The organism is Streptomyces sp. NPDC030893 (assembly GCF_055571535.1).
In genome coordinates this window covers 208,969-220,957 of the sequence record NZ_JBVIFC010000004.1, presented here as the reverse complement: position 1 = coordinate 220,957, position 11,989 = coordinate 208,969, and the positions used below count along the sequence as shown (strand labels likewise).

The window sequence follows — 11,989 nt, the reverse complement described above, 5'->3', positions numbered from 1 at the left end:
AGCCTCAACCCCATGGCAGACGACTACCTCGTACGCATCGGCAAGCTCATCCGCGACGCCCGGCAGCACCGCGGCTGGACGCAGACACAGCTCGCCGAGGCGCTCGGTACCAGCCAGAGCGCCGTCAACCGCATCGAGCGCGGCAACCAGAACATCAGCCTTGAGATGATCGCCCGTATCGGCGAGGCGCTGGACAGTGAGATCGTCTCCCTGGGCTACGCCGGGCCGATGCATCTGCGCGTGGTGGGCGGCCGCCGGCTCTCCGGGGCCATCGACGTGAAGACGAGCAAGAACGCGTGCGTGGCGCTGCTGTGCGCCTCGCTGCTCAACAGCGGGCGCACGGTGCTGCGCCGTGTCGCCCGCATCGAGGAGGTCTACCGCCTCCTCGAGGTGCTCAACTCCATCGGTGTGCGCACCCGCTGGATCAACGACGGCGTCGACCTGGAGATCGTGCCGCCGGCCGAGCTGAACCTCGCGGCCATCGACGCGGACGCCGCCCGCCGCACCCGCTCCATCATCATGTTCCTCGGCCCGCTGCTGCACCGCATGGACCGCTTCATGCTGCCGTACGCCGGCGGCTGCGACCTCGGGACGCGCACCGTCGAGCCGCACATGATCGCGCTGCGCCGGTTCGGCCTGGACATCGCCGCGACCGAGGGCCAGTACCACGCGGTGGTCGACCGCTCGGTCTCCCCCGACCGCCCGATCGTGCTGACCGAACGCGGGGACACCGTCACCGAGAACGCGCTGCTCGCCGCCGCCCGGCACGACGGCACCACCGTCATCCGCAACGCCTCCTCCAACTACATGGTCCAGGACCTGTGCTTCTTCCTGGAGGCCCTGGGCGTCAAGGTCGACGGCATCGGCACCACCACGCTCACCGTGCACGGCGTGCCCACCATCGACGTCGACGTGGACTACTCCCCCTCCGAGGACCCGGTCGAGGCGATGAGCCTGGTGGCCGCGGCCGTGGTGACGGAGTCCGAACTGACGGTCCGCCGGGTCCCCATCGAGTTCCTGGAGATCGAGCTGGCAGTCCTGGAGGAGATGGGCCTCGACCACGACCGCTCCCCGGAGTACTTCGCGGACAACGGCCGCACGCGCCTGGTGGACCTCACCGTCCGCCCCTCCAAGCTGGAGGCGCCGATCGACAAGATCCACCCGATGCCGTTCCCCGGCCTGAACATCGACAACGTCCCGTTCTTCGCGGCGATCGCGGCGGTGGCCCAGGGCCAGACCCTCATCCACGACTGGGTCTACGACAACCGCGCCATCTACCTCACCGACCTCAACCGCCTCGGCGGCCGCCTCCAGCTCCTCGACCCGCACCGGGTCCTGGTCGAGGGCCCGACCCGCTGGCGCGCCGCCGAGATGATGTGCCCGCCGGCCCTGCGCCCCGCGGTGGTCGTCCTGCTCGCGATGATGGCGGCGGAGGGCACGTCGGTGCTGCGCAACGTGTACGTCATCAACCGGGGGTACGAGGACCTAGCGGAGCGGCTGAACTCGATCGGGGCGCAGATCGAGATCTTCCGGGACATCTGAAAGCCCGTCAGGTGATGACTGATGAAACCTCTCTGACCTGCGCCAATACACGCCGCCGGGAGGCGTGACGACACATCGTGGGACTTATCTGGGACTTCGCGCCCGAGTCGGAGCACGACGCTGGTCACCGCCCTCGCAGGCAGCGGCCCGCGTCGTACATGCCTGCGAACAGCGTGACCGGACCATGCGCCGGCCCGGCCGCGACGAGATCGTGGACCGGGCCGGCATGGGCATGGATGCCCGGGACTGCCGAGCGGGACGCTGGGTCAGTCGGTCATGCTGACCATCTTCCAGACGGTCATGGACTTGACGACGCCCACCCGCCGCGGCCGTCGTCCACGGACGTTGCCGCTGAGGTTGAAAGGGTGGGGTGACAGGTTACGGGGGCTCCAATGCCAGTCCGGTCTCGGCGATGAAGCCGTCGATCACTTCGGGGCGGCGTTGGATACCACGCAAGCGGTTCTTCACGAGCAGGGTGAGGCCGTCGGTCGTGTGGGGTGCGAGGTCGGCCAGGGACTTCTTCAGATGGGCCCACACGCCTTCGACGGGGTTGAGGTCGGGTGCGTAGGGCGGGATCTTGACGATGGTCAGCCAGTCGCTGTTGCGCTCGCAGAAGTCCCGCAGGGCTTTGGCGTGATGGGTGCTGGCGTTGTCCCACACGACGATCAGCGGGGCACCGCCGAGTTGCCGACGGGCGGAGGTCAGCAGGTCCGCGAACTCACGAGCACGAAAGCCCTTCTTCTCGCCGGTACGACCCCGGTACGTCTGGGTCCGGTGGATCAGCCTGGTCTCGCGTCCCGGTCTGATGCAGATCATCCCGGCCATCAGGACCCGGCCGGAACCCTTGCCAGTCACCCTGACCAGGGGCGTTTGCCCGCGCCGCGACCAGGTCCGGCCCTTGCCGGGTTTCCAGGTCCTGCCCGGCCTCGTCCTCGAAGACCACCCACGCGCCCAGGAGCCGGGCCGTCCTCTTACCCGTGACCACTGCTCCGTCCGCCACGACTCAACGGCCTACTCGTCCCGCTCGACCGCCCGGTGCACGGGGACCTGCGGCGACCAGCCGAGCCGGTGCAGCAGGTACGAGACCCCGCGCGGGGTGTACCGGTACCCGAACAGGCGGTGGATCAGCTCCGCGACCCTCGCCAGGGTCCACCGCTGGTCCTCCGTCCAACAATGCGCCGCCGGCCCGGCTTCCAACACAGCCTGCAGCCGCTCTGCCTGAACATCGCCCAGTCGGCATGGAAAGCCGCCGGCTCCCTTGGACGTCAGGGCCGCTCTGCCGCCTTCACGCCAGGAGACGTGCCAGGCATACGCCGACTTCCGCGACACCCGTAACCTGCGGGCCACCTCGGGCGGCCGCACCCCCTGCTCGAATATCTCCGCGGCCTCGAAGCGCACCGCCTCACGCCTCGCCCGCCCCACGGCGGTCAAACCGCCGCCGTCCGCATACCTCATGACGAGGATGTAGCACCGCCAACGCCCGCTGTCACCCCACCCTTTCAACCTCAGCGTCAACTACTGCCGTCAAGGCGGTCTGAAGCCCTACCAGGCACAGCCTACTGGGCTTCAGATTTGCTACCACAATCAAACGATTGGCATCCATCGCCACTTACTACCGCCTGAATGAAGGTCGAATCGCCTCCTGGCCAAAGGAAGAATCCGAAATCATCACCGGGCGGCACCTTTGCATCGGTTGGTAGATCAACTCCTTCTTTGAGCACTAGAAATTCAGGCACGACTCCGCCAATCGGCCGCGAGAAGATCACGACCGGCATTTCTTCGGCCATCATGGCCGAAGAAATTTCAGGCACGAGGTTTTGCCGGGAAACTCAATGCACGTCTACGTCAAGATATGCCGTAACCAAGGAATGTGGTCGAACGGATCTGATGATTGTCGAGAGGCCCCCGTCGACAATTGGATACCATCGGTAGCCACAGCACCCTTCCGCCCAGCGCTCAAGGATTACAGCTGCGCCTCGCGATAGCCCGATTCTCTGAGCCGCTTCCTCCCAGAATTCTTCATCTGCGGGACGGTAGACCGTCATTGTCGCTTCGTCTTCTTCTTCGCCGCAAGCCACAGAAACCAAATGCAACCCTAGACTCTTCACCTCCTCCAGACAGTGCACCGCATCTGGCTGGATCTCCACCGAGATGTAAAAGTCAGTCTCAACCGCCACTCGCAGGAGATCTCCACTTTCCAAAATGCAAGAGATCAGACCGTGTCGGAGCATCTGCCTAAGCAACCTGAGGGCAGTGTGCCGCTCAACGGAACGGCCGTCATAAGCGGCACCAAGCCAGGGTGGCGGAGGCTCGTTAAGAACCAGATTTCTCAACTTAAATCTGTCCGCTTGCACCGCGTCGGCTAGAGATTCCACGGCGGAGATGTACAAATCTTCCACTCGCTGGTACTCGACAGCCGTCAGTACTTCGCCATTGAAAGACTTACCGACATCCTCAAAGGAATTCCAGTCGGCAATCAAGCCGAGACAGCACGCTCCAACGGCGACGAACTGCCACCCTGCGCCTCACTCGTCCGCTGACGTTGCCGTCAACTACTGCCGTCACCCCACGCAAAAGCCCCGCCAGGACACAGCTGACGGGGCATCAAATTTGCAACCGCACCTTCCGCTGGCGAGAAAGCTGCCAGAGGCCTGTCATTGCCGGGCAATGACCTCCACATGAAACTCGCGCATGACTGAATGGATCGACTCCATAAAGTCACCCCCTAGATGATCACGTGATTCCTGATAGTTACGCCACACAATATTGGACAGAGGAGCCGTTCCCTCAGGAGATAGGCAATCTGCGACAGCGTCGAGGTTCGACCCAAAATAGCCTCTGGGGCCATTTACCGCCTCTCCCAAGGCGCAGTAGAAACTCGACTTCGTGAAGATATTCGCCCCATCGAGATAAACAACTTCATCCAGTCCGTAGCTCGCGGCTTTCTTGCCAGAAGCGAACCATGAATTCTGGACAACATGAAGCCAAGTTTCATGGTAGCGCGACGGCCACTGAAGCCACTCATCCATCGCGCCCTCGACCTTTGATGCCCAATGCCGCCACACTTCTCCCGCCGCAGAGTATTCACATACGCCACCAAGGAACTGATAAGTCGCATTCGAAAGAGAGTTCTCCACCAAGCCATGGCGGCCGGTTCGGACAACCCGACCGATGCAGTAGTCGCCGATCTTCACCCCCTGAGAGTTCACGACCTCGAGATTCGCATCCTCGACCTTCCGCCTGGCATTCGCGATCTGGTGAACGCGAATGAAGGTAACTTCCGGAGGGTATACCTCTTGCTCACCAAAGAACCCGCGGACATCTTCCGCCAAAACAATCAGGTCCTGAGATTCATCATCGATGAGCCGATACAGCGGGAAACTCTCAAACTTCATGAAGGGTCGACCAATCGCCTCTACATTACGACAGTTTGTGATACGCCGTAGCGGCATCAGCAAGATGCCGCTACGGCGTATCGCTCGAACCAGGCTATTTACCAGCCGGAATCAGGGAAGTGTGGCGCGCTGAACTTCTGAATTTTCCTGTAGTGAGTCGATGTCCATCCGTAGACCTCGACGCCATTTTTCTCCACGACCAGGATCCGGTCAGTCTCTGGGCGCCCCGGAACTCGATACTCCTTGGCGCCTGCCCACCATGAATGCTCCCGACCACTGTACGTGTTATGCGATCTGATTTCCCCCAACCTGACCGCATCGTACGCCTCAGCAATCTTCTTGTTCATCCCTTGAGGCAAACCGTCAGACAGTTTCCCCTTGGGGCAGTTGCTGTTGTGAACGAGGACCGGTGTCTCGCCCGCCAGCACATAGTACGTGTGGAGGGCGTCGACCGTGAGGTTGTACGTGCGAGCGTGCTGGGTGAAGGGCTTGTTCGCTGTAACGATGACGGTGCGGTCGTCGTCGGTCAGCAGAGTCATGCCCGGGGTGAGGTCGCCGGCTGCTATCCAGCTCTTCTCTGACGGCGACCAGAACGGGTGCTCGTGTGTCGCTGTGAGCTCTTCTATACCGCCATCGGTGGCGACGGAGAGCGTGTTGAAGTGCTTGTCGTCTTCGGTGCGGATGAGGCGAGTTACCTTGCGAGGGCCCAGCTCGCCGGTTTGCGGGTTGGCCGCCAGTACCTCATCGCCCAACTCCACATCCTCGATGTGCTTCGTGGAGCCGTCCGCCATGAGGACGTCAGTTCCCGCGAGGAAGCATTTGCACGAAATGCCGCGGGATTCCTTCCAAGGTCCGCTCGCTGGGGGGTTCCCCTTGCCGCGAAGACTGTACGGGGTTCCTCCGATGGTGCCGATCATGGGCCCCATCGAATCGATGGATTCCGCCGAGTAGCGAAGGTCCCAAACGAAATACTTGTACAGCTCCTTGGAGCATTCGATGTATTGCTCGCAGACCGACGCGCCGGCCAGGGCCATGATCTCGTGAGTCGGCAGGTAGTTGTAGAACCGGTCGGCCTGCAGATTTGCGAGGGCTGTGGAAAAGGCCTTCTCGAACTGGTCGGGTTCGGGCCCCGGTGCGGCAACGATCTCGAAGTAGGACGGCGGCGGTGGCGTCCACGGCGACGAGTGACTCACCTTTGAAGGGCCGTATCCAACGTCGTGGTATCCGCCGATAGCGCCGCCGTACGGCTTCTTGCTGCCGGAGTTTCCGGGGCTGCCGGGGTTGCCGCCACTGACCGCGTTGCTGACTCCCGGCTTCACAGGGGATGCGCACGTACTGGTGACATAGGTGGCACCGCAGCCTTCTCGCAGGCCGGTCGGGTCCGAGGCTGTAGCGGGGTGTTGGTTGGCGTAGCTGTAGCCGTTGAGGGACTGCGGTTGGTCGAGGCTGAGGAGGGGGTCGACGCTGATGAACTGGCCGATGGCCGGGTCGTATTCACGGGCGCCGATGTGGGTGAGACCGGTGGTTTCGTCGTTGGTTTTGCCCAGGAAGCCCTTGTCGTCGGGCCAGGGCGTGCCGGTGGGCTTGCCGCGTTCGGCGCCGAAGGGGCTTGTGTAACGCTTGCTGTGCGTCTGGGTGGCGTCGGCGTTGATGGCCAGGGACATCGTGCCGTGATGGTCGCCGGCCAGGTAGGTGAGCTTGTTGCTGAGGGTTTCGTTGGAACGGACAGCGATGGTCTGGCCATCGGCGGTGTAGTAGCGCTGGGCCCACGTGGTGCCGTCGGCGCGCAGGTGGAGTTCGGTAGCGCCGGCGTACAGCACCCTCTCGCCTCCGCCGGTATTGCGGATCAGGAGTTCACCTGAGGCATCGTAGAGGTAGTCGGTGGCTTTGCCGTTCTCGGTGAGCTTGGCGAGCTTGCCCTCTTCGGACCACGCGAGGTCTTGGATCGCCGTCGTGCCGGGGCGCTTGGTGGTGTTCCCGGCCGCGTCGGGCGTGTAGGTCTTCTCCGGGCTGGTGCAGTTGTCCTTGGTGGTGGTGCCGGTCAGGAAGTGCGGCTGATCGGTCTTGGTGTAGCAGTAGGTGGTCTTGGTGTCACCGGCGGTCTTGTGGGTGGTTTCCGTGGTGCGCTGGCCCGCCTCGTTGTAGGTGTAACTGGTCCAGTACGGAGCCGGGCCGGACAGGTTGCTGGTGCTGCGGGGGTCGGAGCACTTCTGGGAACTGGGTGTCCAGGCTTCGGTGAGGCGGCGGTGGCCGTCGTAGGTGAAGCACTGGGTTTCGGCGCTGCTGGTGCCGCCCAGTGTCGTGGGGTCGGCGATGGAGGTGACGTTGCCGGCCTGGTCGTAGGTGTAGTGGAGGTCCTGTAGCTGGTAGCCGTGGGTGTCGTCGGTGACGAAGCTGCGGATCAGGCGATCGGTGCCCTGCTCGTAGCGGTTGTTGATGTAGGACTTCTTGTGGTCGGCCGTATTGGCGGTGCCCAGCGTGAGCTGGGTGGGCTGGCCGATCTCCGAATATGCGGCGTTCAAAAGGTAACCGGTGGATCCGCCGACCGAGGTGACCTGCCCGAGCTGGTTGTAGTTGTAGTCGACGATCTCGGAGGGCAGGCCCCCCAGAGCCGGTTCCTTGGTGTGCTTGAGGGTGCCGTCGAGGTTGTAGGCGGTCTCGAACTCCAGCGTCGCCGGCGTGCCGGCCTTCACGAACGGATCGTCGGCGGGGAGTTCCAGTCTGCTGACCACTGGGCGGGACAGCGTGTCGTATTCGGTGACCGTGTCGGTGTACGCCTGGCCGCTCTTCCCACCCACGTAGCGGGTGCTGCTGTCCGGCAGCCCCTTGAGCAGGGCGTCGTAGCTGGTGGCGGTGAGCTGGTTGGCGTCACCCTTGGACCCGGCCCAGGTCCCGGTCGAACGACCGAGGACGTCGTAGGCGGTCAGGATCGCCTTACCGCGGGAGTCGGTGGACTTGACTGCCCGGTCGAACGCGTCGTACTCGGTCGTGCTTTTGCCCTGGTCCGGGTCGGTCGCTGTGACCTGGCGGCCGAACAGGTCGTAGGTGTACGACCATTTGGCGTCATCCGGGCCGGTGATCTGCGTCGGCAGCCCGTCTCGGGTGTAGTGGAACTTGGTGGACACGTAGCTGGTGCCGGGGCCGTCGCCGTACTGGGGGTCGGCCGGGGTGGCACCGGCGTATTCACGGGTCTCGAGGGTGCGGCCTCGGATGTCGGTGGTGGTGCGGGTGGCGGTGCCGCCGTCCAGGGCGGTGGTGGCGGTGGAGTCACCGGTGTAGTTGGTGGTGGTGGACCACTTCTCGACGCCGAAGACGTGCAGGGTGGTCTTGGTGGCCCGGCCGGCCCCGTCGAAGACCGTTCCGGTCTGCTTGGGTGCCTCGCCGTACTCGGCGCGGGTGTAGGTGCCGTTGGGGGTGCTGGTGGTGTCGAAGATGTCCGCGTGGGACTCGTACGGGAGACCGCGGGTGTCGTACCGGGTGTCGGTCAGCAGGCGGCCGCCCTGGGGTGTCTCCGACTGGGTCTGCAGGGGGCGCAGCAGTGCGTCGAAGATAGCGTAGCTGGTGGTGTAGGTCTCGCCATCCCTCTTCAGGGTTGAGGAGGACACCCAGGACTGGTTCTTGTTGTCCATGTGGTAGGCGAACTTGGAGCTGGGGCTCTGGCTCGCGCTCGACCGGTTGGGGAGCCACACAGAGGTGAGCCGGCCGAGTGCGTCGTAGGCGAGTTCGGTCTTCTTCAGGTTCGCGTCGTACGTGCGCAGGGCTTGGCCTCGGCGCGGGTCGAGGAAGCTGGTGGCCTTGTGTCCCAGTGGGTTGGTGGTGATGGTCTTGGTGAGCGGTCCGGCGGCGGCCGGGGTGTAGGCGGTGGTGGTCGGCTGGCCGTCCGCGTCGGTCACCTTGGTGGGGCGGCCGAGAGCGTCGAAGTCCGTGGTGGCGCTGCTGGTGATCGTCTGCCAGCTCGGGCTGCCGGAGGCATAGCCCTTGGCACGCCCGGTCCAGGTGACCAAACCCTTGGCAGGCTTCATCGACTCCGACCATGTGCTCGCACCGTCATAGCCGACCGCTGTGTCCGCAAGGACGTCACCACGGCGCTTGTCGTCGACGGGCAGGTCGAGTGTGGTCTCGGCGATGGAGCATTCCTTGCCGACGGTCCGGGTGCGCGAGACCAGGCTGTTGATGCCGGCGTCCGGGTTGCGGGCGTACCAGGTGCGGGTGCAGGTCTCGTCACCGCCCAGGCCCTCCTCCCCGTAGTCGTCGACCTCTCTGACCATGCCCAGGTCGTCGTAGCGGTTGGTGACGACGTGGGTGCGCCAGGACTTCGACGCGGTCAGGTAGGTGCTCGCGTAGGAGGTGTTGGGGCGTGTCCAGCGCGCGAGGTGAGCGGCCGCGCCAGGCACCGTCTGCGTGGCGGTGTTCTTGGACGTGTACGTCGTGTACGAGGTCGAGATGGGCTGGCTGCCGTTGTAGGCAACCTTCTGCAGCATCTGGCCCGAGTACTGGTCGCTGTCGGTCAGGGCGGGGAAGGTGACGTCAGTGTCCATCAGCGGCTCGACGCTGACGGTTCTGGTGGTGCCGTCCTTCTTCTTGTCCCCGTGCATACCCTGCAGGTAGCGGGAGACCGTCTTGGAACGAGTGGTGTCCAGCGCTCCGGCGTACACGGTGACATCGCGGTAACCACGCCACTCGGACCAGGTCCGCTCGTCCTTCGGCGTGAACGGATCGTCGGCGTAGTGCCATGCGGCGCCCGAGTAGTCGTAGGCGTTCTCGACCGTCTCGTTCTGCCCGGTCGGGTCGGCGACACCGACCGCGAGTACACGATATTTGTGGAACCAGTCCACCGACGCCTCCGTGGCGCCGTTGATGTTCCAGAACTGCGGGTAGCAGGAGCGGGTGTTGGAGTCCTGCGCGGCGCCGAGCACCTCGGTGCGCTTGCACTCCGGAGCCGACAGCGTCACCGTCGTGATCGCCCCCGTCTCCGACGTGATCGTCCCGATGCGATGGCGCTTGAGCGGCAGGATGTCATCCGTACCGTCGACCCGGTTGGGGCGCAGCTGGTAGGTGAAGGTCACCGGGTTGACGTCGATCGCGGTGCCGGCCTTGCCCGTCCGCTTGATCGATTTGAGGACCAGGACGTGGTCGGTGGTGTCCCCGATGTCGCCGGCGTCCTGGTACTCCTGAGTCAGCGCCCACGAGTCGACCGGGTCATGCTTGCTGGTCGCGGCATTCCACGAGAAGGTGTGGACTCCGGTGAGTCGCTTACGGGAGAAGAAGGTCGGTCCCGCGGCATTGCACTCGGTGTCGCCACTGGTGCAGATGCTGTCGAAGGGGACGTCGGGCCAGTGTTTGGCCGTGTCCTCGGTCAGCTCCGCGCAGTCCGTGACAGTGCAGCGTTCAGCGTAGGAGAAGGTCACCTTCGCATCGGCGTCATCGGTGAACAGTGCGCCCTTGCGCAGCCCGTACTTGATCTCTGTCAGGTAACCACCGCGGGTGTAGGAGGCGTTGGCGGTGGAAGCCTTGTTCTTCGGGTAGTAGTTGGATTCTTTCGCGTACCAGTAGGTCGAGGCGTTGCCTCGGGTGTCCTCGACGTAGTCGAGGTTCCACCGCCATGCCTGGGTCAGTGAACGGTCGGCGAAGGTGCTGCCCTTGTCGTAGCCGGGTTCGCCGGAGTCGTCACCGAAGACCGGTGTCGTCCAGGTGGAGTTGGTGCGCTGATCAGCGGATCCCTCTAGCTTGTTGAGGCCGAACACATACTTCGTGCCGTCACCGGTGATGACGGTCCAGTACTCACCGTTGTCGTCCCCATTGTCCGCGCCACTCGAGCGCTTCACCGTTGAGGCGTCATCATTCTCCAGACGATGGGCACCGGTGGTGTTGTCCTTGACGATGCGACTGGACTGACCGTTCAGGACGAGGAGGGCATTGTCGTACTTCCAGCAACGGTCGAAGACCTTGTCGTGGCCGTCATCGTCGCAGCTGCCGTAAGTGCGCTCGATGTAGGACTCGGTGAGGGTGAACCCTTCGCCGACCGAGGTTCCTTGGTTGTTGGTGGAGGCAGTGCGTCCGTCGATGCTGCCCGAGTCGTACGACAGGCCCAAGCTCGGTGTGGGACCGGCCGCGGCTGGGGGCACAGTGAGACCGTAGTTCCAGGTGAACGAACCAGAACTGCCGCCCGCCGCCCACGACGACGACGGAGCGAGTCCGGTTGCGGAGTAGTCGCCAGTCCCGTTGGGTGACTCCCCCGCACCTGCCGCCATCGCTGTCACCGCGAACACGGTGGCGCTGGTGAGTCCGCTCGCCGAGGCAAGCTGCGTGGTGGTGCCGGACTCGGTCTCGGCAAGCGGGACCTGACCAGAGACGGTCTGCTGTGCGGAGTCGTTGGCTGAGGAGAGAGGGGTCTGCTCGCGGCATTCGGCCTTGTGCGGGGTCGTCAGCGCGCAGGCCGGGAGCTGCACCAGACGCAGGCGCTCCGACCAGCCGCCACCGATCATGGACGCGAAGCCCCCGTAGTCGACGCTGACTTCCGCCGTACCGGCGGTGTCAGCGCTGGCTGTGAAGAGCACGCCGGTGATGCCGGCCTTGCGGGCGGCCTTCTGGTCGAGGACCGTGAAATCCACGGACCCTGCGGCCGCCGCCACGCTCCGGGTTTTCACCGGCTGTGCGGAAACAGGCGTTCCCGCCAGGTCCACCTTGGCTGCCTTGTTGGCGGAAAGTGTCGTGGTGGCCGTATCCGGCTTGGGCCAGGCAGCTGTCTGCTCTTGCTTGGCCTTGCGGGCTCGCTGTTCGTCGGCCTTCTTGGTTTCGGAGACCTTCTGGCGTGCCTTCTTCGCGCCCAGGCTCTTGACTTCTTCGACCTTGCTCACACGGGGTTTGGGCACATCGGGGCGCCCCAGACCCTGCTCATCGGCCGTCGCGGCCGGCAGTTGACCAACTGGGGCCAGCAGCGCCAAGGCCACCGTGGGCACGACGAGGCGTCGCCCCCACCGCCGCACACCCCCCACACCTCTTTTTGAGGTGCTTATGCCAAATGTCATGAGTTTCGTACCCATCCGGTTCGC

4 protein-coding genes and 1 pseudogene are annotated in these 11,989 nt (G+C 64.3%); 1 reads left to right on the top strand and 4 read right to left on the bottom strand.

What is annotated here, in order from left to right; all coding sequences use genetic code 11:
* Window positions 1–12: 12 nt before the first annotated feature.
* On the top strand, window positions 13–1,542 hold the full coding sequence (locus tag ACZ434_RS10830) for a helix-turn-helix domain-containing protein (protein WP_468454028.1): 1,530 nt from the start codon (window positions 13–15) through the stop codon (window positions 1,540–1,542).
* Window positions 1,543–1,920: 378 nt separating this feature from the next.
* Here the strand turns inward: ACZ434_RS10830 and ACZ434_RS10825 are convergent.
* From ACZ434_RS10825 to ACZ434_RS10810, 4 genes and pseudogenes are all read right to left on the bottom strand, one after another.
* Window positions 1,921–2,997: pseudogene (locus ACZ434_RS10825) on the bottom strand (IS630 family transposase).
* Between the two features lie 101 nt (window positions 2,998–3,098).
* Window positions 3,099–3,353 (bottom strand): hypothetical protein, encoded by a 255-nt coding sequence (locus ACZ434_RS10820; RefSeq protein WP_468454026.1) that lies wholly within the window; start codon window positions 3,351–3,353, stop codon window positions 3,099–3,101.
* 843 nt (window positions 3,354–4,196) lie between these two features.
* The gene (locus ACZ434_RS10815; RefSeq protein WP_468454024.1) at window positions 4,197–4,937 is read right to left on the bottom strand and encodes a barstar family protein; all 741 of its coding nucleotides are present in this window, start codon (window positions 4,935–4,937) and stop codon (window positions 4,197–4,199) included.
* Window positions 4,938–5,035: 98 nt separating this feature from the next.
* Complete coding sequence (locus ACZ434_RS10810; protein ID WP_468454521.1) at window positions 5,036–11,965, bottom strand: polymorphic toxin-type HINT domain-containing protein; 6,930 nt, start codon at window positions 11,963–11,965, stop codon at window positions 5,036–5,038.
* Window positions 11,966–11,989 lie beyond the last annotated feature (24 nt).